The sequence below is a fragment of the Nonomuraea sp. NPDC004186 genome, from assembly GCF_053603495.1.
In genome coordinates this window covers 30,788-54,822 of sequence record NZ_JBSGFQ010000036.1, presented here as the reverse complement: position 1 = coordinate 54,822, position 24,035 = coordinate 30,788, and the positions used below count along the sequence as shown (strand labels likewise).

Genomic DNA, 24,035 nt, shown 5'->3' with positions numbered 1-24,035 from the left:
TCCACGAAAATGCTCCTGGGGCCGTCCAGCGTGGCGCGGGCCGTTTCTCCGCAGCATTCCGTGAGGGGGAGAGACTTTTACCGGGCGGTGAGCCGGTAAACGGAGAAGGACGAATTGCGGAAGCGCAGTCGCGCGTATTTCCCCAATTCCGGGTTCATCCCGGTGAAGAGCCACTTGACGCCGTAGACCTCGGCGAGGCGCCGGACGTTCTCCGCCGTGGGCGCCCGGAAGGCCGCGTCGTTCGCCGCCAGCCGTACGGGATCCGCGAACGGCACCTCGAGATACGGCGAGACGAACAGCTTGGCCCGCGACAGCGTGCTCTCCGCGTACGCCCACCCCTCGACCAGCACCCGCCGCTCGGTGAACCCCGACACCCAGTAGTGCCGGCTGTCGCACCCGGGCGCTTCGACCGGGCGGCAGTGCAGGTCGGTGGCCACCACGTCGCCGGGCGAGGAGTGCGCACGCAACCACCGCCCCGCCCTCAGCGCCCCCGCGGGGATCTCCGCCTCGCGGCCCTCCGGCACCACCCGCAGGACCAGCTCGCGCGCGGAGGCCGGCACCGCGTACCCCGCCAGCAGCGCCACCACCGCCAGCACGGCCCCGCGCCGCCACACCAGCACCGCCGCCGCCACCACCCCGAGCACGAGGTACGGCACCACCACCCGCACCGCCGCGTCCCCGGGCACCACGATCCACGTGGCGAGCAGCGCGCCCCCCGCCCCAGCCGCGACCACGGCCCACGGCACCCGCCGCCCGGCCACCCCGCACACCGCGGCGATCGACAGGTAGGGCCGGACGCTCTCCAGGAAGTAGAGCTGCGAGTCCGACGGATGCCCGAGCAGCACCGCCGCGCCGACCCCCGCCGCCCCCATGCCGAGCAGCAGCGACAGGGACGGCTCCAGCGCCCGCCGGCCCAGCGCCACCACCCCGCCCCACACGCAGAGCAGGCAGAACAGGTGCACGACGGTCAGGACCAGCAACGGCGTCACCGGTACGGCGGCCAGCTCGGGCGCCGCCACGCCCGTCACCAGCCCCCAGAGCCCCCGCATCGTCGCGAACGGCGCGATGGTCGTCCCCTGGGACCCCTGTCTGAACACCACGAGCTGCGCGACCAGCAGGCACGCCAGCGTGATCCCGGCCACGCCGAGCCACGCGCCCGGCACCCGCCGCTCCACCGCCCACCGCACGGCCACCACGACCAGCAGCCCCGCGAGCAGCAACGGCAGGAACGTGGCCTTCGCCCCGGTCAGCGCCAGCAGCAGCACGACCAGCGCCGCCCAGCACCGCCGCCCGCCGGTCAGCAGCAGCACCACGGGCGCGAACAGCAGCGCCCCGAACGTCTGCGTCGGGCTGGCCCAGGCGGTGAACATCGGCCGCGTCGTGAAGACCACGTCCTCCTGAAGGACCGGCCCGAGCAGGAAGTACGCGACCCCGGCCGCCGCGACCCCGGCGCCCCAGTTCCCGCCCAGCCGCCGCCCGAGCACCGCCACCAGCACGACCATGGCCGCCGTCATCGGCAGCGTGGCCAGCCGGTACACCAGCGTCACCGGCTCGATCCCGGTCACCCAGCTCGTGGCGGCCAGCTCGGCGTAGACGAACCAGTGGTAGGAGAGCCGCTCGCCCAGCACGGACGGCAGCGTGGGCGGCACGTGGTGCTTGACCTCGCCGACCAGCGCCAGGTGGTAGGGCAGGTCCACGTACGCGGCGGAGACCGGCACGCGGTAGAGGTTGAGCGTGCTCCACGCGATCAGGTAGGCGACGACCGCCGCCAGCGCCCACGCGCACCGCGCGGGCATGCGCTCTCTGGCGGCCCCGCCACGCCAGTGCCGCCGCAGCCGGGGCACGCAGGCGAACGCGCAGAGCACCCCCGCGGACGGCACCAGCACGAGCAGCGGCACTCCGGCCGCCCTGGCCGGGAGATAGGCCAGGACCTCGACCGCGTACCCCATCGCCAGCCCGGCCGCGACGTCCTCGGCCGTCGACCTCCCGCCGCCGGTCAGCGCCCGCCACAGCAGCGTCCCGGGCAGCGCCACCCCGGCGCCGAGGTAGGCCGCGAAAACGGCCAGGTCGCGGGCGGAGACCCCGCAGCACAGGAACACCACCACCGCACCGGCGCACACGACTCCCGCGGGCACCCACCCGAGCCACCGCCCGGACGACGCCGGCCACCGGGCGAGCCAGGCCGTGGGGGGCGCGGACGTCATCTGATCACGGTCACCAGTCGCGTGAACTCGGCCGGGAGATCGAACCCGTCCCACACCCGATGGAAGCTCAGCGCGCTCCCGATCGGCACCATGCGATCGACGCCGCGCCCGCCCAGCTCCCTGGCCAGCCGCTCCAGCTCGGCCCTGGCGAACCCGAAGTGCGTCATCGTCTGGTCCCGCCGCTCGACCAGCGAGCCCAGCTCGGCCAGCGACCCGAGCCTGGCGTGCGCGAACGTGCCGGCGCCCAGCCACTGCCTGGGCGCGGCGGCGGCGGCCGACAGCGTGACGTTGGCCAGCGCGTTGCCCCGGAACTCGATGCTCTCTGCCAGCCCGTCGGCGGCCAGGCCGTAGGTGGAGACCCGTTTCTCCACGGCCATCGCGGCGTCGACTCCCCACCCCCGGACCGTGACCACGCGCGACACGTGCTCGCAGAAGTCGGCCCGCGCCGTGTCGCAGTCGCCCTCCGCGCCCACCCAGAACACCGTCCTGGGCGAGGAGCAGGCGGCCTGGTCGAACCAGTAGGTGTCGTTGACGAAGCCTTCGGCCACGGTGACCCGCGCGGCCCTGGGCGCGCACAGCCAGGCCGCCGCCCCCACGACGGCGAACGAGGAGCGGTCGGGGAAGACCAGGTCGCGGGCGTGCGGGGCGAGTGAGTGCCGCCGCATCTCCTGTACGGTGCGGTCGCCGCCCCACACCACCCGCAGGTCGCAGGCGGCGGAGAGCGCGGCGGTGACGGAGTCGCTGCGGCCGTAGGAGACGATGCGCTGGGTCGCCGCTATGACGGGGTCGGCGTCGGCCAGCGCGTCGTGCAGCGTCTCCAGGATGACCTCGGCGACCGCGCCGGAGCGCGGCGAGAGGCGCACGATGTTGCGGTTTCCCATCAGGGCCGACAGGGCCCAGGAGTAGACGAAGACGGTGTCGACGTTGGCGGGCGGGATGTGGAAGACCATGCCGCGCGGGACGCGTACGTGCTCGTTGGCGAGGCCGTCGACGGTGCGGGCCAGCTCGCTGGGGCGCAGGAAGAAGCCGAGCGAGCCCAGCTCGGGATGGCGCCGCGCCAGCGCGGGCCGCAGCAGCCGCTTGCCGAAGCCCGAGAGGAACTCGCGCACCCGCTCGTCGCCCACGTCGAGCCCGCCGCGCAGCTCACCCAGCAGGTCCTCGGCGGACACCGGAGCGGCGGCGGGAAAACGCACGTCGAGCTTCGGGTCGTCCAGCATCAGCCCCGCCCCATGGTGTCGCTGCAGCCGCGCGCCTCGGCCCTGGGCAGCCTGCCCAGCACCTCGAACCGCTTGCCCGGCCAGCACCCGTCGTCGACGCCGTGCACCACGCCCAGGTCCTCGGTCAGCAGGACATGGCCCGGGTAGGACGTGGGCAGCGTGCTGACGACCTCGATCAGCCCCGGCTCGCCGACGGGGACCTCCTGCCAGGTCTCCGGGTCGCGGACCACGACATCGGCGAAGTCGGGGCAGTAGAGCCCGTCGCCGTCGGGCCCCTCCAGGAAGACGGTCCCGATCTGCTCGACCATCCCGTAGAAGTTGTGCACCCGGGTCAGCCCGCACTCGGCCGCCAGCCGCCTCCGGAACTCGGCGTTGTCGACCGCCTGCTCGGCCAGCCGCTTCCACCCGCCGGAGTGGACCAGCACCCCCTGTGACAGGTCCGCCCCGAGGTCGCGCAGGTGGAGCCAGACCATGAACGTGAACCCGAAGATCAGGAACCGCTCGCCGCCGTAGCGGGCCAGGAACCCCTTGACCGCCTCGGCGTCCACCCGGCCCCGCTCGTCGAGCACGAAGGTGTGGTCCCTGCCGAAGTTCATCATCCCGAGCACCCCGGCCCCGCGGGCGCTCAGCGTGGGGTCGCGGACGACCGAGCGGCTGTCCACGACCAGCATCGGCAGCCGCCGCCCGCCCAGCACCTCCCTGAGCGTGGCCGCCAGCATCCGCGGCTGCGTTGCGGCGGCCTCGCGGTCGAGGTAGACCCGGCTCGGCCGCTGCCCGGTGGTCCCGCTGGAGGTCAGCACCCTGAACACCTGGTCCTCGGGCACGCTGCGCAGCTCGTGCGTCTTGAACAGCCGCACCGGCAGCCAGGGCAGGTCCGCGAGCCGCTCGTACGGGGGGCCGGCCTGAATGGCGTCGAGCACCCGCCGGTAGGGGGCGCACGCCCGCCGATGCCGCTCGGTCAGCGCCGCGAGCTCGCTCACCAGCGCCGCCTCCCGCTGGGGCTCCGCCAGACTGAAAACGCTCATCCGCCACCCTCCGCCCGATCGGGGACGCCCGAGAGCCCGGCGCGCCGCGCCGGGCGACCGCCCGCGGAGCGTGGCGGGGCCGTCATGTGCGGGACTCCAGGGCTCGGTAGTCGATCTTGCCGGTGGCCAGGAGCGGGAGGCTGTCGACGGCGCGCACGTCGAACCCGCTCCAATGGACCCGTAGCTCGGCGCCCAGCTTGCGGGCCAGGCCCGCGCGGCCGGCCGCGTCGAGGCCCTCGGCCCACACCGTCACGCGGTCGTCGCCGCTGGTCGCAGCCACCGGGACGGAGCCGCGCAGCAGGCGTTCGACGTCGTCGAGGTTGACCCGCACGCCGAAGATCTTGGCGATGCGTTTCAGCCGCCCGGTGAGGTAGAGGAAGCCCTCGGAGTCGAGCCGGCCCAGGTCGCCGGTGCGCAGCACCCCGCCCAGGTCGTCGCCCCTGGCCAGGTCGGCGGCCGTCTCGGCGTAGCCCATCATGACGTTGGGCCCGTGGTAGACGACCTCGCCCTCGTCGACGGTCAGCCGCCCGCCGGGGATGGCCGGCCCGGCGGAACCGGGTTTGTCGGCCAGCCGGTCGGGAGGCAGGACGGCGATCCGGGCCGTGGCCTCCGTCTGCCCGTACATCACGAAGAACCGGTCGGCCTGGCCCGCGAACTCCTGGACCAGGTCCTGGCCGAGCCGCCCGCCGGCCTGCGTGAGCGTGGCGAGCGCGGGGTGCTCGGAGCGGTCGTAACGCAGCCTCCGCAGCATCTCGTACTGGTAGGGGACGGCGGCCAGCGACGTGCACCGGTGGGCGTCCAGATGGGTCCAGAACGACCGCTCCAGCAGCCCCGCCTCCGTCAGCATCACCGTCGCCCCGACGATCAGGTGGCTGTTGAGCACGGACAGCCCGTAGCTGTAGTGGAGCGGCAGGCTGGTGGGCGCGATCTCGTCGGGGACGATGGCCAGGGCCGTGGCGATGGCGGTGGCGTTGGCCAGCACGGCCTGGCGCGACAGGCGTACGAGCTTGGGGTTGCCGGTCGAGCCCGAGGTGGCGAGGAGCACGGCGAGGTCGGGGTGCGGCTCGGGCACGTCGCGGCGCGGCGGCGGCGAGCCGTCGGCCGCGTGCGTGAACCCGAGCAGCGCCGCCGGCCTGAACCGGCCCACCAGCTCGGCCAGCGCTCCGGGAGCCAGGTCGGGGTCGAGCAGCGCGATCGGCCGGCCCGACCGCCAGGCGGCGAGGTAGCGCAGGACGGACGTGAGGTTGTTGCGCATGCCGCAGAACAGCGGCCCGGGCCGCAGCCGGGTCAGGGCCTCCGCGGTGCGCGCGACGTGGCCGGCCAGCTCGTCGCCGCCGAGGCCCGCCGCCTCTCCCGCGACGACGAGCCGGGCCTGTGGGTGCGGGAACATCACAGCACCAGCCCGCCGTCGACGCCGATGATCTGGCCGGTGACGAAACCCGCGTCGGGCGAGAGCAGGAACGCGGTCACGCGGGCGACGTCGGCGGGCGTGCCGAGCCGCCCGAGCGGGGTCGCGGCGACCGTGGCCACCCGGCTCTCCTTGTCGAGCGTGGCGAGCATGTCGGTCTGGATGTAGCCCGGGGCCACGGCGTTGATCCGGATCCCGGCGGGCCCCAGCTCCTTGGCGGCGGCCTTGGTGAGGCCGATCACGGACGCCTTGGTGGCGGAGTAGACCGCCTGGCCCGCGCCGCCCATGCGGCCCATCACCGAGGCGACCAGGACCACCGCGGGGGAGCTGCCCCGCCGCAGCAGCCTGAGCGCGGACTGCAGCGTGTACGTCGCGCCGACCGCGTTGACCTGGAAGAGCCGCTGGACCGTGTCGTGGTGGGCCATGCCGAGCGGGCCGGCCGCGTGGATGCCGGCATTGATCACGAGGGCGTCGAGGCGGCCGTGGCGCTGGTAGATCTGCCGCATCACGGCCGAGACGGCGGCGGGGTCGCCGACGTCGCAGGCGACCGAGTCGGTCACCCCGCCGGTCTCCTCCGCGACCTCGGCGGCGGCCTTCGCGGCGCGCTCCTCGCCGCGGCCGTGGAGCACCACGTCGTGGCCCGCCCCGGCCAGCGTGACCGCCACGGCCCGGCCGATGCCCGCCGTCGAGCCGGTGACCAGGACGACCCTGGGCTCAGCCGGCGGCGGCGCCGACGCCATGCTTCTCCAGCAGCCCGGCCGCCTTGGCGAACGAGCTCATGTCGATCATCTCGTCGGTGTCGATCATGACGGAGAACTCGTCCTCCATCGCGGCGATCAACGCCATGTGGGCCAGCGAGTCCCACTGGGGGATGGCGCGGTATTCGAGCCCGTCGACGTAGGTGTCGGCCGGAAGGTTGAGCGCGCTGCGGAAGACGGCCCGCAGGCGGTCGAGATGACTCATGATCACTCACTCTCTGTCCTCAAGCCACGACGTAGTGTAGCGGGAATTGCGCGCCAGGAGAAAACCAAGACCCCCTCTCGGGTAATGGAACCGTATAACGAGGCGTGGCACCCGTTGAGGGCTGGGAATGTCGGACGGGACACGGTCCACCGTACGGGGGGAATGATGGACGAATCCAATCACTGGTACGGGCACTCTCGCATAATCGGCCGATACTGCGGCCTGCCGGATGAGACGCCGAAACGCATCCAGGGCTTCCTTCAGCACGGATGGAACTATCTCCACGGATTTCCGCCCAACGACCACTGGTGCAGCCCTGGATATCCCCGTTTCATCTGGTCTGACGTGCTACGTCGCCGAGGCTGGTCGATGGGCCGCAGGGGGCACTACCTCATCGGCGCGCCATGGATATACCTCCTTCATCTGGAGCCTGAGCTGGGCGTGGTCCCCGAACGCAAGGGTACGATCTGGTATCCCTTTCATGGCTGGGAAAAGCATTCCGTCAGTGGTGACCATGCCCGGTTGGCCGACGAAATCCGAAATGTCGAGACCGGTCCGGTCACGGTCTGCCTTTATTGGCTGGAATTCGCGAATCCGGACATTCGGCGAGCGTACGAATCGAGGGGATTCCGGGTCACCTGCCATGGCGAGCGCGGCTCCCGGTGGGAGGGAAAGGGACGCGACTTCCTGCGCAAGCAGCTGGTCCAGTTGCGACGCCACCGCAGGGTGGCCTCCAACCGGCTCGGCAGCGCGCTGTTCTACGGCGCCTCGGTGGGATGCGAGGTGGCGGTGTACGGGGATCCGATGCAGTTCGAGGACGAGCGTCCCGAGTACGGGGGGACGGCGCGCCGCATGCGGCTCTGGCCGGAGCTGCACGGCACGCGCGTCGACACCGAGCTGGCGTCGGAGGTGGCGCGGCGCGAGCTGGGATTCGAGTATCAGGCGACACCGGAGGAGCTACGGCGAATGTTCGGATGGAAACGGGGGGCGCGCACGTGATCACGGGGGAGGCGCCCGAGAACGTTCGGTTGATCGGCGGGGAGATGCTGCTGTGGTCCGACATGTCCAACATGGGCGGCATAACGGACTGGCGGGGCACGGCACTGGAGCTGGTCGGCCGGCTCGTCCCCGACAGCGGCAGGGTGCTGCTGGTCGGCCCGCATCCGCAGGTGCTGGTGGACGACGTGGTCGCGCGGGCCCCGTCGGCGGCCGTGCTGCTGCGCTCCTACCCTGACGCCTGTGCCCTGGGCGAACGGCACCCGGGGCTGGCGGTGTTCTGCGGGCGGCTGGAGGTGTTCGCCGCGGAGCAGCCGTACGACCTGGTGCTGGCCCTCGACGGGCTGCTGCGCACGCACTCCGCGGAGGCTTCGGCGGCGGCGTGGAGCGAGTCGCTGGCGGCGCTGGCCGAGCTGGTCGCGCCCGGGGGGCGGCTGGTGCTCGGCGTACGCAACGACCTGGGCGTCGATCGGTTCCTGGAGGCCAGGCCCGCGGACCGGGAGGGCGCCGACGACCAGTGGGCGCCGCACGGCTTCGACCCGAGTTACCCCAGCGGGCCCGAGGCGCTCGACCGCGGGCTGGAGTCGGCGGGGCTGCGCGTGCGGCGGTGCTACGCGGCGTATCCGGGCAGGCAGGCGCCCCGGGCCCTGCTGTCCCGCGAGGCGCTGGCCGCCGACCTGCCGGACGCCCTCACGTTCCCGCTGAGCGCGCGTGGCGGCGACCGCATGCTGGTGGCCGACCCGCTCCGGCTGACCCGCCTGGTCTTCCGGCACGGCCTGGGCGAGGAGCTCGCGCCGCTCTGGCTGGCCGTGGCCACCGCCGCTTCAGACGATGACGACCACGTGGAGCTGCCGCTGGGGCTGGTCGAGGAGGGCTCCGCCCTGTACGAGCTCACCGCCGGCGGCGCCAGGCGGCTGCCGGACGGCGAGGAGCTGCCGATCCCGGCCGGCCGGGTCGTCGAGGAGATCCTCGTCGAGGCGTGCGCCCGCGAGGACGTCAGGACCGTGCGCGAGCTGCTGGCGCGGCTGGCCGAATGGCTGGAGGCGGGCGGCGACGTGACGGCCGCGACCGACAGCCTGGTGTACGACGGCGAGCGGTTCGCGGCCATCAGCCCAGCCGCCGAGCCGTCCACTCCGCCCGGCCCGAAAGTCGTCCTGTGCCGGATCCTGTGGCGGTTCGCGGTCAGGCTGCTGGCGGCCGGTCACCACCACCCGTGGCCGTGGCCGCTGGAGGCCGACCAGCTCGCGCTGACCCTGTGCGGCATGGCCGACCGTCCCTGCGACCAGGGCGACCTCGACCGTGCCCGCAAGCTGGACGTGGAGCTGGGCTGCCCCGCCGAGGTGGCGGAGCACGCGCCCACGTACCGGGATCTGCTGGGCGCCCGGGACCGCCTGGCCGACCAGCTCACCGCGGCGCTGGCCAGGATCTCGCGCCTGGAGACCAAGCTCTCCTACCGCGAACGCGAGCTGGTCAGGGCGAAGGCCAAGCTACGCAGGACCCAGCGCAAGGCCAGCGCCTTCCGCAGGACGCTCGGATATCGCCTCTCCCGCCGCCTGGCGCGCCCCGGCAAGGTCGCCCGCAAGGTCATCCGCCTCCTGTCCGGCTGATACGGCAAGGACGCAGACGCAGGGCGGAAGGACGAAGGACAAAAGGAAGAGGAATAGGTGTGCCGGTTCTTTCGGTGATCGTTCCGTTCTACAACGTCGAGAAGTACATCGGACCCTGCCTGGATTCCATCGCCGCGCAGACGCTGGGCGATCTGGAGGTGATCTGCGTCGACGACGGCAGCGTCGACGGCGGCCCGGCGGTCGTCGGGTCCAGGCAGGCGGCCGACCGCCGGATAAGTCTCATCAGGCAGGACAACATGGGCGTGGGCCGCGCCCGCAACGTGGGCGTACGCCGGGCGACCGGCCGCTACCTGGCCTTCGTGGACGGTGACGACACCGTGCCGCGCGACGCGTTCAAACGCCTGGTGACCTCGCTCGAGTCCACCGGCTCCGACCTGGCCTGCGGCAACGTCATGCGGCTCTACCGCAACCTGCTCATGCCGTCGTGGGCCCACCGGGAGGCGTTCGCCAAGCCGGTGAAAAGCACCCACATCACCCGCCACCCGCTGCTGATCCGCGACCGCATGTTGTGGAACAAGGTCTACCGCCGCTCCTTCTGGGAGCGCCTGGGCCTGAGCTTCCCCGAGCGCATGTACGAGGACCAGCCCGTCGCGATGGCGGCCCACGTGGGAGCGAGGTCGGTGGACGTGCTGGCCTCGGTCGTCTACCACTGGCGGCAGCGCGACGAGCCGGGCAGCTCGATCACCCAGCGCTGCCTGGAGCCCGACAACCTGCGCGACCGCCTCCTGTCGGTGCTGGAGACCGGCTCCCTGCTGGGCCGCGGGGCGCCGGCGCTCAAGGCGGACTTCGACCGCGACACGCTGGACATCGACATGGCCGTCGCCGTGGAGGCCATGGCCGCCATGGGCACGACGGCGGACCCGGCCCTGCTCGACATGATCGTCCGCTACCTCGACGGCGTGTCGCGCGAGGCCTGGCACAGCATCCCGTTCGCGCAGCGCCTCCAGGTCCACCTGCTGCACCGGCGCCGCCTGGGCGAGCTGGCGTACGTGTTCACCCAGGACCGCTGCGGGCAGCTGCAGCCGCGCGTCGGCGCGGCCGGGCTGCTGCGCAGGCGCTGGTACGCCAGGCACCCGTCGATGCCGCCGCACCTGTCGGAGGTCTCCGGCGAGCTGACCCTGGTCCCCCGGCTGGTCGACCTCGACTGGCGCGACAGCGTGCTCTGCGGCGCGGGCCGGGTGGCGGTGGGCCGGTTCGACGTGGGGGAGCTGCGCCGCATGCGGGTGCGGGTCTGGCTGGAGGAGCGCAGGACCGGCGCGACCATCCCGCTGTCCGACGAGGAGAGCGCGCCTACCTGGGAGAACGTGGTGCAGGAGGACGGCGGCGCGCTGCCGGAGCACGCGTTCCCGTTCCGCTTCGCGTTCGACCCGGCCGTGCTGACATCCGCGCAGCTCGCCAGGCGCGGCCGCTGGGACCTGCGCGTGCAGCTCAGAGGGCATGGGCTGCGGCTGGACGGCCGGGTGGCCGGGCCGCGCTGGCTGCCGCCCCTGATTCCCGCGCCGAGGCGCAGGTCGGGCGTGTGGGTGGTGCCGATCCGCAGCGCCAAGGGCGCCTGGGGCCTGCGCCTGCGCAAGGCGCGGGCGGTCATCGGGGAGTGCCGGGTGGACGGCGGCGACCTGGTGTTCTCGGGGGAGATCACCGACATCGGCGACGGCGAGCCGGTGCTGCGACTGCGGCGCAGGAGCGACGGCGAGGAGATGTACTTCCCGGTGACGCTGGCGGGGCGCGACTTCCACGCGCGGGTGCCGCTGGCCGACATCGACGAGAGCGTCGGCCACGAGTCGTGGTGGGAGGTCGTCATCGACCAGGGCACACCCATCCGCCCGCTGGTGCGGACCGGGCAGCGGCCGATCGCGACCGTCGCGGCCAGGCGCTTCCTCGTCGACCGGGGCGAGGACGGCTGCCTGCTGCTGGCGGAGCGCTAGCGCAGGATCGCCGCCAGGGTCTCCACGACCCGGTCCTGCTGGGCGTCGGTCAGGTCGGGGAACAGCGGCAGCGACAGCTCCTCGGCGTAGTACGCCTCCGCCCGCGGGCAGAGCCCGCGCCGGTAGCCGAGGTCCTCGAACACCGGGTGCCAGTACGCCGGCACGTAGTTGACCTGCACGCCGATGCCGGCGGCACGCATGCGGTCGTAGACCTCGCGCCGCCGGCCGTCGCGGACCCTGACCGGGTAGAGGTGCCAGCTCGGCCGCACGTACGCGCGCTGCGCGGGCAGCGTCAGCCCCGGCACGTCGCGCAGCAGCGCGTCGTAACGCGCGACGAGCTCGCGGCGCCGCTCGCGGAAGCCCTCCAGCCGCCGGAGCTGGCTGACGCCCAGCGCGCACAGCACGTCGGGCAGCCGGTAGTTCAGCCCGAACTCGTGCACCTCCTGGTGCCACCCGCCCACGTCCGGCTCGCGCTGGTCGGCGGGCTCCCTGACCAGGCCGTGGTTCCTGAAGCGGGCGGCCCGCCGGAACCGCTCGGGGTCGGCCGCCGCCACCGCCCCGCCCTCCGCCGTGGTCACGGTCTTGGTCGGGAAGAACGAGAAGGTCGTCAGGTCGGCCAGCGCCCCCACGGGCCGGTCCTTGTACGCGGCCCCGATCGAGTGCGCCGAGTCGGCCATCAGCACCGCCCCGGCCGGGTCGGCGACCGCGCGCAGCTCGTCGTAGTCGGCGGGATGGCCCGCGTAGTCCACCGCCGTGACGACCCGCGTCCTCGGGGTGAGCACGGCGGCGACGGCGTCGGGGTCGAGATTGCCCGTGTCGGGCTGCACGTCGGCGAAGACCACCCGCGCGCCCAGCAGCGCGGCCGCGGCGGCCGTGGCCACGAACGTCAGGGGCGAGGTGACCACCTCGTCGCCCGCCCGCACCTCGGCCGCCACGTAGGCGACGTGCAGCGCGGCCGTCCCCGACGTGACCGAGACGCACGGCACGCCGCCGGTCCAGCGGGCCAGCTCCGCCTCGAACCTGCCGACCGCGGGCCCGGTGGTCAGCCAGTCGCCGCGCAGCACCTCGGCGACCGCCTCGATGTCGGACTCGACGATCGACTGCCGTCCGTAGGGGAGCATCAGCGGGCCACCATGGCGCGCAGGTCGTCCACCGAGAGCCATTCGTCGTTGGTGTCGGAGCGGTAGGAGAAGCCCTCGGGCAGCGGCTCGCCGGTCTGCGGCGGCGTGTAGCCCCAGGTCGCGATCGTGGGCTGGACGATGTAGCGGTCGGCCAGGCGCAGCGTCCTGCGGCCGTCGTCCGGCCCGATCATCTCCTCGTGCAGCTTCTCGCCCGGCCGGATGCCGATCTCGTAGATCGGGCTGTTCGGCGCCAGCGCCTCGGCCAGGTCGGTGATGCGCATGCTCGGCAGGCGCGGCACGTAGAGCTCGCCGCCCCGCATCAGGTCGAACGAGTCCACCACGAACCGGACCGCCCGGTCGAGCGTGATCCAGAACCTGGTCATGCGCTTGTCGGTGATCGGCAGGCTGGCGCCCTGCTCGGCCAGGCGCAGGAAGAGCGGCACCACGGAGCCCCGGCTGCCGACGACGTTGCCGTAGCGGACGACGGAGAAGCGGGTCTCGTGGGCGGCGGCGTAGTGGTTGGCGGAGACGAAGAGCTTGTCGGCGACCAGCTTGGTGGCCCCGTACAGGTTGATCGGGCTGGAGGCCTTGTCGGTGGAGAGCGCGACCACCTTGCGCACGCCGCTGTCGATCGCGGCCTCCACCACGTTCTGTGACCCTGCGACGTTGGTGCGGACGTACTCGAACGGGTTGTACTCGGCCGTGTCCACCTGCTTGAGCGCGGCCGCGTGGACCACGTAGTCCACCCCGTGCATGGCGCGGGCCAGCCGGTCGCGGTCCCTGACGTCGCCGATGAACCAGCGCAGGCGCTCGTCGTCGCCGAAGAGCTGCCTGGTCTCGTACTGCTTGAGCTCGTCGCGGGAGAAGACCACCAGGCGCCGCACCCCCAGCGAGTCGAGTGCGTTGCGGATGAACGCCTTGCCGAAGGACCCCGTTCCTCCGGTGATCAGAATCGACGATCCACTGAGAATGCTCACGTGGCCCCCTGGGTTCGCGCTTACGCGCAGTAGTCGTTCGAGCAGGGCGGTAGCATAGCGCGATCGATAAGCGACACACGGTCACACGGGGGATTGGGGCATCGGTGCGCATTGTCGGGATTGTTCAGGCGCGGATGGGCTCGACACGCCTGCCGGGCAAGGTGCTCCGGGAGCTGGGCGGCCGGTCGGTGCTGGAATGGGTGGTTCGCGCCGCCCGCGAGGCGGGCACGCTCGACGAGCTCGTGGTGGCGACCACGACGGAGCAGGCCGACGACGCGGTCGTGGCCGAGTGCCGCCGCCTCGGCGTGTCGTGGCACCGTGGGCCGGTGGACGACGTGCTGACGAGGTTCATGGAGGCGCTGGCGGGGCGGCGGTGGGACGCGATGATGCGGTTCACGGCGGACTGCCCGCTGCTGGACCCGGCCGTGATCAGGGAGGCGGCGCTGGTGTTCCGCGCCGTACGCGGGCTCGACTACCTGAGCACCGCTCTGACGCGGACGCTGCCGCGCGGGCTCGACGTGGAGATCGTGGGCAGGGGCGCGCTGGAGCGGGCCGACACCGAGGCCGCCGACTTCCACCGCACCCACGTGACCTCCTACGTCTACTCGCATCCGGACGACGCGCGGCTGCTCGGGCTCGCCTACCAGCCGGTCGCCGGCGACCTGCGGGTGACGCTCGACACCGAGGACGACTGGCGGCTCATCACCCGGGTGGTGGACGGCCTCGGCGACCGGTGCGTGCCGTTCGGGACGCTGGTGAGCTGGCTGCGGGAGCGCCCCGAGGTCTGCGGGCTCAACGCCCACGTCCAGCAGAAGGAGCTCCAGGACGCGTGATCCGGGTCGGCTTCCGGTGCGACGCCGGGGTGCGCAGCGGGGTCGGCCACCTGGTGCGGTGCGTGGCGCTGGCCGAGGAGCTGCGCGCGCGGGGTGTCGAGGTGACCTTCCTCGGCGACGTGCGCGGGTCCGTCTGGGCGCGGGCCCAGCTGCGCGAGCGCGGGCTGCCGCTGGTGCCCGCCCCCGAGGAGCCGTCCCGGCTGGCGGCGCTGGCCCGGGAGCTCCGGCTGGACGCCGCGGTCCTCGACTCGTACGAGCTGCCGGAGGGGACGGGGGCGGCGCTGCGGGGAGCGGGCCTGACCGTGCTGGCGATCGTGGACGGCGACCCGCTGGGCCAGGAGGCCGATCTCTACCTGGACCAGAACCTCGGTGCGGAGCGCCGCCCCTTCCCCGTGCCCGCCCGGCGCCTGTCCGGGGCGCGTTACGTGCTCCTGCGTGACAGCGTGCGCGGGCTCGGGCGGGCACGGCCGGCGGGGCCGGTGCCGCGCGTGCTGTGCTTCTTCGGCGGCACCGACAGCGCCGGCGTGGCCCCCGCCTGGGCCGGGGCGCTCCTGGCGGCCGGGGTGCCGTTCGAGGCGACGGTCGTCAGCCCTGCGCCCTTCGAGGCGGGCGGGCCGATCGCCGTGATCCCGCCGACGGACCGGCTGCCCGAGCTCATGGCCGGGGCCGACCTCGTGCTCACCGCCGCCGGCTCGGCCGCCTGGGAGCTGCTCCACCTCGGCGTCCCCACCGCCCTGACCTGGGTGGCGGACAACCAGCTCATCGGCTACGAGGAGCTCGTCGGCCGGGGCGTCGCGGCCGGGCTCGGGCGCGCGGCCGACGCCGCGGCGGTCGGCGTGCTCGCCCGCCTGCTCGCCGACCCCGCCGCCCGCGAGGAGCACGGGCGGCGGGGTCGCGGCCTCGTGGACGGCAAGGGCAGGGAACGCGTCGCCGACGCGCTCCTTAGATCAGATCCCAGGTGAACGGCGTGCCGTAGGGCACGTCCTTGGTGAACTGCCGCCCCATGACCACCGTGGCCGTGTCGGGGGGCAGGCCGCCCGCCGGCCGGATCGACCGTACGTTCGCCGGGGACACCACGTCGCCCTTGCGCACGTCCTGCACCACGTAGAGCGACCGGCGGAACCGCAGCCCCTCGCGCTCCGACGGCCGCGGCCCGATGATCACCTCTCCCAGCGACAGCCACGCCCGCCGGCTCTCCACCACCAGCGCCGCCAGCTCGTCCGGCTCCAGCGAGAAGGCCGAGTCGACCCCGCCGTCGGCGCGCGACAGGGTGACGTGCTTCTCGATCATGCACGCACCCAGCGCCACCGCGGCCAGTGGCACCCCGATCCCGGGCGTGTGGTCGGAGAGCCCGACCTCCACGCCGGTGAGCGCGCTCAGCGCCATCAGCGACCGCAGGTTGCTCTCGTCGGGGGAGGCGGGGTAGCTGGCCGTGCAGGACAGCAGGGCCAGCTGGCTGGTGCCCGCTTCCAGCGCGGCGACCAGCGCGGCGTGGATCTCGCCGAGCGACGCCATCCCGGTGGAGATGATCACCGGCTTGCCGGTGGCGGCCACGAGCCTGATCAGCGGCAGGTCCACGATCTCCGACGAGGCGATCTTGTACGCCGGCACCTCCAGCTTCTCCAGGAACTCGACCGCCGTGGGATCGAAGGGTGTGGAGAACGCGATGAGCCCGTGCTCGCGAGCCCGCTCGAAGATCGGTTGATGCCACTCCCACGGCGTGTGGGCGCGCTGGAAGAGCCGGTAGAGGCTCTCGCCGCCCCACAGATCGTGCCCGTCGCCCACGCGGAACGAGGGCCCGTCGCAGTCGATGGTCAGCGTGTCGGGCCGGTAGGTCTGCAGCTTCACCGCGTGCGCCCCGGCCGCGGCGGCGGCGTCCACGATGGCCAGGGCCCGCTCCAGGCTCCCGTTGTGGTTGCCGGACAGCTCGGCGACGATGAACGGCGGGTCGTTCCGCGAGATCGGCCGCCCCTCGATGGAGATCATGACTGCTCCTTCACAAGCCGGATGGCAACGACGTCGCGGGACTCGCCGTCGACGTCCCGCAGGTAGGCCCCGACCTCCAGGAAGCCGAACCGCCTGTGCAGCCGCCTGACCGCCTGGTTGCAGGCCAGCACCTCGCCGCGCAACGTTGTCAGGCCGAGCGTCCCGAAGGCGTGGTCGATCGCCGCCCGCTCCAGGCCGATCCAGGCCCGCAGCAGCTCCCCCGACTGCTCCAGCCCCTCCAGGTCCAGGTAGAAGCCCCAGGAGGCGCTCTCGGACGACAGCCCGAAGAAGGTCACCACGCCCGAGGGGTTTCCGTCGTGCTCGTAGATCAGCACGCGCTTGCGCGCGTCGGCCCGGGTGGCCTCCCACCACTGGGCGTGCTCGTCCTCGCCGATCTTGTGCGTGGCGAAGCTGGCCGCTCGTACGCGCGGATGATTGCGCCATCGCCGCATGGACGGCAGATCTTTGTCCTCGACGCCTCTCAGCACCTCTCCCCCTACTGTTGGTTTCCAATCAATTGCTCAACGTAGCCGATTATGCGTCCGGTAAAGAGCTGATCAGGGACACGGAATCCGCGGAGTGGTCAAGGCATGCTGCCCTCGAACCCACATCCCGAGAGCCAAGGAGCAAATCGGATGATCCCCCTGCTCAGCGTGGTCGTCCCGATCTACAACGTCGAGCCGTACATCACGGAATGCCTGAAGTCGCTGGCCACCCAGACCCTGGACGACATCGAGGTCATCCTGGTCAACGACGGCTCCGACGACGGCAGCCGGCGCGTCGCCGCCGACTTCGTCGCGCGGGACGGCCGCTTCGTCCTCATCGACCAGCGGGACAACCTCGGGCCGGGTCCCGCGCGCAACGTGGGGATCCGGCAGGCCCGCGGCACCTATCTCGCGTTCGCCGACAGCGACGACGTCGTGCCGCCGGAGGCGTACGGGCGGCTCGTCGGCATGCTCGCGGAGACGGGCTCCGACCTGGCGTGCGGCGCGGTGGCGCGGCTCGTGGACGGCGTGCTGGAGGAGTCGATCCTGCACGAGAAGGCGTTCAGGCGGCCGGAGCTGTGCACCCACATCACCGACAAGCAGGTGCTGGTCAGGGATCGTACGGTGTGGAACAAGGTCTACCGGCGCGACTTCTGGGAGCGCAACGCGCTGGCCTTCCCCGCCGGCATCTACGAGGACGTGCCCGTCGCGATGCAGGCGCACGTCCTGGCCGGCAGCGTCGACATGGTCGGCGACGTGGTCTACCACTGGCGTAGGCGGGACGCGGGGGAGACCTCGATCACGCAGCGCCGGGCCGAGCTGCCCAACCTGTGGGACCGGCTGGCCGCCATCCGCGCGGTCCGCTCCTTCCTCGACGAGCGGGCGCCCGAGCTGCTCGACGGCTTCGACGCGCTGGTGCTGGAGAAGGACATCGTGTTCCTGTTCCAGGCGCTGGAGGAGAGCGATGAGCCGGGGGCGCTGCTGGAGCTGGCCGACGCGTGGCTGGCCACGCTGAGCCCGAAGGCGCTGGCCACCGCGCCGTCGCTGCGCCGCCTCGAGCTGCACCTGCTCAGGCGCGGCCTGGTGGCCGAGCTGCGCAAGGTGCGCGAGTTCCGGCGCACCTGCGAGGACGGCACCCGCATCGTGCCGCGGGGGCTGCGCGTCACCAACTGGTACGGCGACTACCCCTTCTTCCGCAAGCGCCGCCGGCTCCGGATCCCCGACGAGGTGTTCGACGCCCGCGACGAGCTCAAAGTGGTCGCCAGGGTCGAGGAGTGCGCGTGGACCGGGTCCGAATACCGCCTGCGCGGGCAGGTGGCGCTCCACCGGGTCGACCGCAAGGTCGGCAAGGTCAGCCTGTGGCTCAGCGACGGCCGTCGCCGGGTGCCGCTGGAGGTGCGGCGCGCCGGCCGCCACGGCGTCTCCGCCGCCTTCGACCCCAAGCGGCTCGAAGGCGGCGGGCCGACCTGGCGCCTCATGGTGCGCGCCGAGACCCGCGGCCTCGTGCTCAAGAGCTGGTTCAGGGACGGGGACGCGAACTCCGCGTGGCGGTTTTCCGTGCCGGGTTGGTCAAGAAGCGGCATGGACATCACCCAGTAGTTCCAGACAGTAATCGATCAGGCGCGTCGCGTGGTCATGCTGGAGTCCATGAGGACCTATTCGCTCGATGACGTCTTCGAGACACGCAAGCGGAGAGATTCCTGGTGGACCGTTTACTTCGTGGACCCGGTCGCCTGCCGGGTCGCCCTTCCCATCGCCAACCACACCCAGCTGACGCCCAACGGCCTCACCGTGCTCTCGCTGGTCCTCGGTGCGGTGTCGGCCACCTGTTTCGCCCTGAACCACCACGTAGCGGGCGCCGTGGTTTTCTATCTCAGCTTCATGATCGACTGCGTGGACGGCAAAATCGCCCGGCTGAAGGGCACGGGCACGCCGTTCGGCCTCTGGCTCGACTACGTGGGGGACCGGGTCAGGGTGGTCCTGTGTGCCGGGGGGCTGGCATACGGGCAGTACGCCCTCACCTCGGATGTGCGCTACGTCGTGCTCGGGGCGGCGGTGGCCGTACTGGACCTCTTCCGGTACGTCAACGCGCCGCAGATGAAGCGCGTCCGCGATGCCGTCAGGGAGGAGCGGGGGGAGCGCGAGCCTGAGCCCGAGTCCGAGGAGGACATCGACTCTCTCGAGCGGGTGGCTCTCGTCCCGAGGCCACGCCGGCCGCGCAGCTTCCCCAAGCGGTTCAACAGGTTCCTGGCCCGGCACCGGGTCCGCTCGCACCTGATCAGCGGCATCGAGTTTCACGCCGCGGTGTTCGTGGTCGCGCCCCTTGCGGGGGCATGGGCGCTGATCCCGCTCGCCGCGGTGGCCGGGGCGCTGCTGCTGGTCAACGAGGTCTTCCTCGTCTACCGGTTGTGGCGCTTCACGCGCAGGCACGGTGTGCCCTCCTCTCAGGAGAGCCGAGAGCACGTTCTCGTCTAGTTTTCGGGGGTTACTACGAAATGTCCGACCGGCCAGTCTTCGTCATTGGATGTCCGCGGTCCGGCACCACGATGCTCCAGCTCATGCTCCACTCGCACCCCCGCATGGCGGTGCCGCCGGAGACGCGATTCCTCATTCCCGCCTACTACCGCCGCCGGACGTGGGGCGACCTGCGGATCGTCTCCCGCCGCCGCGCGCTGGCGCAGTGGATCGCGACCGACCGCAGCACGAAGTTCCGCGAGCTCAAGATCGACAAGGACGACTTCGTCAGGCAGGCCGTGGAGGGGCCCGGCTCGCTGGGATCGGTGATCGGGACGGCCTTCCGCATGTACGCCGACCGGTTCGACAAGGTCCGCTGGGGCGACAAGCGGCCCAGCTACGTCAAGCAGGTCGACCTGCTGCTCAGGCTCTTCCCCGACGCCCAGTTCATCCACCTCATCAGGGACGGCCGCGACTGCGTGGCCTCGCTGAAGGAGATGCCCTGGTACACGCTGGACTCCTTCCATGCGGTCGCCACCTGGGCCGAGGCCATCGACGCAGGCGGCCGGCTCAAGCGCACGCTGGGCGAGGACACGTACTACGAGCTGCGGTACGAGGACCTCACCGACGACCCGATGACCGAGCTGAAGAAGCTCTGCCACTTCCTCGACGAGGAGTTCTCGGCCTCGATGATCTCCCCGCGCGAGGCGGCCAGCGTGGCGGTGCCCCAGCACAAGGTCTGGCACAGCAACACGCACGGCGAGGTCATCCGCAGCCGCGTCGGGAGCTGGGCGAACCGGCTGGACGACTGGGAGATCGCGCTGTGCGAGCACATGCTCGGCGACCGCCTGGAGTCCATGGGGTACGAGCTGACCGGCGCGCCCAAGCCGGCCAAGGAGCACGTGACGGCCTGCCAGAAGACCATGCAGAAGCGCAAGGCCAGCCGCATGCGCAAGCAGATGCGCGACCGGTTCAACCGGCTGCGTGAGCCGAGCCCCGTGGGCGCGATGCTCACCGCGCGCCAGCGGTCCCTGGCGGGCGTGCCTCAGCACCGTACGGAGCTGGCCGAGCCCGTCTGAAAAGCGCCGTCTGGTGCCGTCTAGCGCCGGATGTGGGCGAACAGCCGCTCCCAGCCGTCGAGCACGTGGTCGAGGCGGAACGCCTCGGCCCGTGCGCGGGCGTCGGCCCCCAGCCGCCGCCGCTCCTCCCAGGAGGCGACCAGCCCGCCCAGCGCGGTCGCGAACGCGTCCACGTCCCCCGGCGGCACCAGCAGGGACCCGGCGGAGCGCACGCCGCCCGACACGTCGAACGCCACCGACGGCACCCCGTGCGCGGCCGACTCCAGCAGCACGACGGGCAGCCCCTCGTGCCCGCTGGTCAGGCCCAGGACGGAGGCGTTCAGGTATTCGGCGGGCATCCGGTCGCTCGGCACCAGCCCCTTGAAGACCACGCGGTCACCGACGCCCTCCCCGTGCGCGTGCTCGCGCAGCCGGTCCAGCTCGGTGCCGTCGCCGATCAGGTGCAGCTCCCACGGGGGCGGCGCGCCCGAGCGGGCGAACGCGCTGATCAGCCGGTCGAACCGCTTGACCCCTTCCAGCCGGCCCACGCCGAGGACACGGGGCGCGTCGAGCGCGGAGAGCTCCTCCGGCCAGTGGGCCAGGGGGTTCGGCAGGGCCCAGGCGTTGGGCAGCAGCGCGTGCTCGGAGAACAGCCGGGCGTCGTCCTCGCTGAGGAAGACCGCCTGGTCGAGGCCGGGGTAGTGCCGTTTGATGGAGCCGAGGTGCCAGCAGCCGCGGGCGTGGTCGTACGAGCCGTGATACTGCCCGATCGGCCGGAACGCCGCGGGCAGCAGCCTCGACACCCGGGCCACCGCGGCCGGCGAGGTCATCACGGCGTAGCCGGGCCGGATCTTCCCGAGCAGCTCCTTCAGCCGCCGGCCGGCTCTCTTGCGGGCCAGGAGGCCCTGCGGTTCCGTCGGCCGCCGGCTGATCACGTGGTGGTGGTAGAGCGGGCGGTCCACGTACCGGAACGGCGCCGCCGCCCGGTGCAGCCCGATCACGTGCACCTCGTGGCCGCGCCCGGCCAGCCCCTGGGCGAGGGTGTGCGTCACCCGCTGGACGCCGCCGAGCGTGTCGGCGTCCACGCAGGCGAAGACGACGCTCATCGCGCACCTTCGAAGAAGTCGTCCACGATCCTGGCGGCCGCGTCGCCCCGCTCGTCGGCGCACCACAGGTCGCGGAAGGCCGCGTACCGGCCGGCGTAGGCGTTGTGCAGGTCGGGCAGCCGCCTGAGCGCGTCCACCAGCTCGGCGGTGGTCGACACGCACGGGCCCGGCGCGATGGCGGGCAGGTCGTGGTACACGCCGCGCTCGGCCAGCCGGTAGTCGTCCCAGTCGTCGATGTAGAACAGCATCGGCTTGCCGGTGAGCGCGTAGTCGCACATCACCGAGGAGTAGTCCGTCAGCAACGCGTCCGAGGCCAGCATCAGGTCGTTGATCTCGGGGTACGACCCGGCGGACCGGACGAAGTGCTTGAGGTGCTCGGGCGGGCTGTAGCGCTCGACCGGGTGCGTACGCAGGATCAGTACCCACTCGCGGGCCAGCTCGTCGGCCAGCAGCTCCAGATCCACCCGTACGGACTGGCCGCTGCCTTTGACGCTATCCCTGTACGTAGGCGCATAAAGCAGGATTTTTCGGCCGGGCGGGATCTCCAGCCGCTCCAGCACGTCATCGGCCGGCTCGGCCCGTACCAGCGCGTCGCACCGCGGCGTCCCGTACCGGTAGACCTTCCCCGCATAGCCGTTGGACGGCAGGAACACCCGCGAGAACTCGGCGCTCGGCGAGACCAGCGCGTCCCACCGCCCGACCGCGGCCCGCCACTGCGCCCGCGGCCCGTCGAAGTCGGTACGCAGGTCGGGCGCGTCGAACCCGATCGACTTGATCCCCTGCCCGTGCCAGGTCTGCAGGTAGCGGGTGCCGTGCGGCTTCGGGTAGTCCAGCGGGAACCCGTGGCTGTCCACCCAGATCCCGGCCCTGGCCATCGTCCAGACGTAGGCCCAGCTCCCGCGCCGGACGAGCCGCGCGTCGGCTGGGAAGTTCCGGCGCCCCTTGGCCACCGACCAGACGACGTCGATCGGCAGGTCGCGGCGGCGCAGCTCCTCGTAGATGGCCCGGGGGCTGCCGCTGTAGCCCTTTCCGACGTCGGACTCGAACAGGGCGAGGTTCTGCCGGGGCGGCACCACCTTGATGAGCAGCTTGTAGGCCCGCAGCTTGTTCGCCGGCGTGTTGAGCCGGCTCATCAGCGCCTGCTTGACCCGCCGCAGCGCCGAGCGGGTGACGGAGTCGGGACGCACGCACAGGTACGCGGCGCACCCCTCGGCCTTCACCGTGCACCCCGGCAGCTCGACGGGCCGCAGCCGCGGGTCGGCGAGGATGCGGTCGGCCGTGCTGTGCCCGTCGGAGGTCCTGGTGAAGACGATGCGCGGCTCGCACCTGCCCGTGGGCCTGCAGACGACGTCGGTGACGTAGCCTCCACCGCCGGACGGCTGCGGCTTTATCGGGATTTTTAGGGATCCGAGCTCCAGGACCGCCGTCCAGTCCAGCGGCAGCGCCCCGAACGGGTCGTACGTGCGCACGGTCATCCGCACCCGCTCGCCGTCCGAGAGCATCTCCGTCAGCTCGTGGCGCAGCCTGGACTCGGAGAAGGGCAGCTCGGCCAGCCGCAGCTTCGTGATGTCCATGCCGGGCGACACCGTCGTCCCCCAGTACGTGCGCCCGTTCAGCCGCACCGCCGAGCGCGGGGCGGCCCTCGGCCCGGTGAGCGAGGCCGCGGCCACCCGCAGGTCCTCGGTTCGGTCGTCGAGGATGAGCTGGCAGCAGACCCGGTCCAGCGGCTCCAGCTCCTCCAGCACCCAGCGGGGCATCTCCTCCATGTACGGCCGGACCACCGCGGCGAACTCCTTGACCCACACCGGCTCCCGCGCCGGCAGCGGGTTGAGGTAGACCCGCAGGTCCTGGCGCACGAACCGGCGCTGCCGCTGGGGCACCAGGTCCCCGGCCCCGTGCGCGCGCAGGACGTCGTCGCTCAGCCGGGCCGCGATGACCCGCTGCCGCACGTTCTCCAGGTCGTCGACGCTCAGCGAGATCGAGTCGTTCGTCGCCGCCCGGTGCCAGAGGTAGACCGTCCACGGCACGACCGCGAACCTGCGCGAGACCGCGTACAGCCCGGTCGAGAAGACGTGGTCCTCGTAATGGATGTCCTCGGGGAAGCGCAGCGCGTGCTCCCGTAGCCAGCCCACGTTGTAGAGCTTGTTCGTGCTGAAGCAGTCGAGGAACAGGTCGGGTTCCTGGCGGATCCCCTCCACCACCCTCCGCCTGGCGAACAGTTCGGGATAGTAGGGGCTCAGCCGCCCGTTCGACTCGAACAGCCGCGAGATCTGCCCCGACACGAAGTCGGCCCCGGTCCGCTCGATCTCGGTGAGCAGGCTCTTGCAGGCGTGCCTGGGCAGCTCGTCGTCACTGTCGAGGAACATCACGTACGGCGCGGCCGCGGCGTCGAGCCCGTCGTTCCTGGGCGCGCCGCAGCCCCCGCTGTTGACCTGCCTGCGCAGGTAGAGCACCCGCGGATCGCCGTCCATGAGCCGGGCGGCCACCTCCGGCGTGCCGTCCGTGCTCGCGTCGTCCACGATGATCACTTCGAGGTCGCGCAGGGACTGCCCGAGCACGGATCGCACGGCCCTGGGCAGGCGGGCCGCGTCGTTGTAGGAGATCACGACCACGGTGCAGTCCGGCATCCCACGTCCCCCCGCTGGTTCG

The 24,035-nt window shown here is 72.2% G+C and carries 20 protein-coding genes; 8 read left to right on the top strand and 12 right to left on the bottom strand.

All coding sequences use genetic code 11. From position 1 onward, the window contains the following. Positions 1–77 precede the first annotated feature (77 nt). The 6 genes from ACWEPL_RS27710 to ACWEPL_RS27685 form a co-directional block, all read right to left on the bottom strand. Positions 78–2,204: a hypothetical protein gene (locus tag ACWEPL_RS27710; RefSeq protein ID WP_452437860.1), complete on the bottom strand. Its 2,127-nt coding sequence runs from the start codon at positions 2,202–2,204 to the stop codon at positions 78–80. After that, a complete protein-coding gene (locus tag ACWEPL_RS27705; protein ID WP_397371306.1) occupies positions 2,201–3,421 on the bottom strand; it encodes an acyl-CoA reductase in 1,221 nt (406 codons plus the stop codon). The genes ACWEPL_RS27710 and ACWEPL_RS27705 overlap by 4 nt, the downstream gene beginning before the upstream one ends. Continuing rightward, positions 3,421–4,446: a LuxE/PaaK family acyltransferase gene (locus ACWEPL_RS27700; protein ID WP_363962258.1), complete on the bottom strand. Its 1,026-nt coding sequence runs from the start codon at positions 4,444–4,446 to the stop codon at positions 3,421–3,423. Before ACWEPL_RS27700 ends, ACWEPL_RS27705 begins: the two co-directional genes overlap by 1 nt. Positions 4,447–4,528: 82 nt before the next feature. Beyond that, a complete protein-coding gene (locus tag ACWEPL_RS27695; RefSeq protein WP_350731127.1) occupies positions 4,529–5,836 on the bottom strand; it encodes an AMP-binding protein in 1,308 nt (435 codons plus the stop codon). Then, positions 5,836–6,594 carry an SDR family NAD(P)-dependent oxidoreductase gene (locus ACWEPL_RS27690; RefSeq protein WP_363962260.1) on the bottom strand — a complete coding sequence of 253 codons (759 nt, stop codon included), beginning with the start codon at positions 6,592–6,594 and terminating at the stop codon, positions 5,836–5,838. Before ACWEPL_RS27690 ends, ACWEPL_RS27695 begins: the two co-directional genes overlap by 1 nt. Beyond that, positions 6,569–6,817, bottom strand: a complete 249-nt coding sequence (locus tag ACWEPL_RS27685; RefSeq protein WP_350731131.1) for an acyl carrier protein — start codon at positions 6,815–6,817, stop codon at positions 6,569–6,571. The genes ACWEPL_RS27690 and ACWEPL_RS27685 overlap by 26 nt, the downstream gene beginning before the upstream one ends. 162 nt (positions 6,818–6,979) lie before the next feature. On the opposite strand from ACWEPL_RS27685, the gene ACWEPL_RS27680 reads away from it, so the two are divergent. The 3 genes from ACWEPL_RS27680 to ACWEPL_RS27670 are packed head-to-tail and all read left to right on the top strand — an operon-like array spanning position 6,980 to position 11,366. Beyond that, positions 6,980–7,816, top strand: coding sequence for a hypothetical protein (locus ACWEPL_RS27680; RefSeq protein WP_363962261.1), 837 nt, complete (start codon positions 6,980–6,982; stop codon positions 7,814–7,816). Next, complete coding sequence (locus ACWEPL_RS27675; protein WP_350731135.1) at positions 7,792–9,420, top strand: hypothetical protein; 1,629 nt, start codon at positions 7,792–7,794, stop codon at positions 9,418–9,420. Before ACWEPL_RS27680 ends, ACWEPL_RS27675 begins: the two co-directional genes overlap by 25 nt. A gap of 59 nt (positions 9,421–9,479) precedes the next feature. Further along, entirely contained in the window at positions 9,480–11,366 is a 1,887-nt protein-coding gene (locus ACWEPL_RS27670) for a glycosyltransferase family 2 protein (protein WP_363962262.1), read from the top strand. On the opposite strand, the gene ACWEPL_RS27665 is transcribed toward ACWEPL_RS27670, so the two are convergent. Together ACWEPL_RS27665 and pseB are read right to left on the bottom strand one after the other, a co-directional pair. Continuing rightward, on the bottom strand, positions 11,363–12,487 hold the full coding sequence (locus ACWEPL_RS27665; protein WP_452437859.1) for a DegT/DnrJ/EryC1/StrS family aminotransferase: 1,125 nt from the start codon (positions 12,485–12,487) through the stop codon (positions 11,363–11,365). The two genes, ACWEPL_RS27670 and ACWEPL_RS27665, sit on opposite strands and share 4 nt — an antisense overlap. After that, positions 12,487–13,464: a UDP-N-acetylglucosamine 4,6-dehydratase (inverting) gene (gene pseB / locus ACWEPL_RS27660; protein WP_355190366.1), complete on the bottom strand. Its 978-nt coding sequence runs from the start codon at positions 13,462–13,464 to the stop codon at positions 12,487–12,489. Before pseB ends, ACWEPL_RS27665 begins: the two co-directional genes overlap by 1 nt. A 104-nt stretch (positions 13,465–13,568) precedes the next feature. On the opposite strand from pseB, the gene ACWEPL_RS27655 reads away from it, so the two are divergent. Together ACWEPL_RS27655 and ACWEPL_RS27650 are read left to right on the top strand one after the other, a co-directional pair. Further along, positions 13,569–14,297 carry a glycosyltransferase family protein gene (locus tag ACWEPL_RS27655; RefSeq protein ID WP_350731143.1) on the top strand — a complete coding sequence of 243 codons (729 nt, stop codon included), beginning with the start codon at positions 13,569–13,571 and terminating at the stop codon, positions 14,295–14,297. Continuing rightward, entirely contained in the window at positions 14,294–15,259 is a 966-nt protein-coding gene (locus tag ACWEPL_RS27650) for a PseG/SpsG family protein (RefSeq protein ID WP_452437858.1), read from the top strand. Before ACWEPL_RS27655 ends, ACWEPL_RS27650 begins: the two co-directional genes overlap by 4 nt. Here ACWEPL_RS27650 and pseI read toward each other — a convergent pair. After that, on the bottom strand, positions 15,240–16,283 hold the full coding sequence (gene pseI, locus ACWEPL_RS27645) for a pseudaminic acid synthase (protein ID WP_350731147.1): 1,044 nt from the start codon (positions 16,281–16,283) through the stop codon (positions 15,240–15,242). The two genes, ACWEPL_RS27650 and pseI, sit on opposite strands and share 20 nt — an antisense overlap. Then, positions 16,280–16,771 (bottom strand): GNAT family N-acetyltransferase, encoded by a 492-nt coding sequence (locus ACWEPL_RS27640; RefSeq protein ID WP_350731149.1) that lies wholly within the window; start codon positions 16,769–16,771, stop codon positions 16,280–16,282. The genes pseI and ACWEPL_RS27640 overlap by 4 nt, the downstream gene beginning before the upstream one ends. A gap of 147 nt (positions 16,772–16,918) precedes the next feature. Here ACWEPL_RS27640 and ACWEPL_RS27635 point away from each other — a divergent pair, with 147 nt between their 5' ends. From ACWEPL_RS27635 to ACWEPL_RS27625, 3 genes are read left to right on the top strand one after another with little or no spacing between them, the layout of a single operon-like run. Continuing rightward, positions 16,919–18,367 carry a glycosyltransferase family 2 protein gene (locus ACWEPL_RS27635; protein WP_452437857.1) on the top strand — a complete coding sequence of 483 codons (1,449 nt, stop codon included), beginning with the start codon at positions 16,919–16,921 and terminating at the stop codon, positions 18,365–18,367. A 48-nt stretch (positions 18,368–18,415) separates the two neighbouring features. Then, positions 18,416–19,243, top strand: a complete 828-nt coding sequence (locus ACWEPL_RS27630) for a CDP-alcohol phosphatidyltransferase family protein (protein WP_452437856.1) — start codon at positions 18,416–18,418, stop codon at positions 19,241–19,243. 20 nt (positions 19,244–19,263) lie between these two features. Then, complete coding sequence (locus ACWEPL_RS27625) at positions 19,264–20,301, top strand: sulfotransferase family protein (protein WP_350731155.1); 1,038 nt, start codon at positions 19,264–19,266, stop codon at positions 20,299–20,301. Between the two features lie 20 nt (positions 20,302–20,321). Here the strand turns inward: ACWEPL_RS27625 and ACWEPL_RS27620 are convergent, their stop codons facing one another. Next, complete coding sequence (locus ACWEPL_RS27620) at positions 20,322–21,386, bottom strand: glycosyltransferase (protein ID WP_363962268.1); 1,065 nt, start codon at positions 21,384–21,386, stop codon at positions 20,322–20,324. Further along, positions 21,383–24,013, bottom strand: coding sequence for a CDP-glycerol glycerophosphotransferase family protein (locus ACWEPL_RS27615; RefSeq protein WP_452437855.1), 2,631 nt, complete (start codon positions 24,011–24,013; stop codon positions 21,383–21,385). Before ACWEPL_RS27615 ends, ACWEPL_RS27620 begins: the two co-directional genes overlap by 4 nt. Between the last annotated feature and the right edge of the window lie 22 nt (positions 24,014–24,035).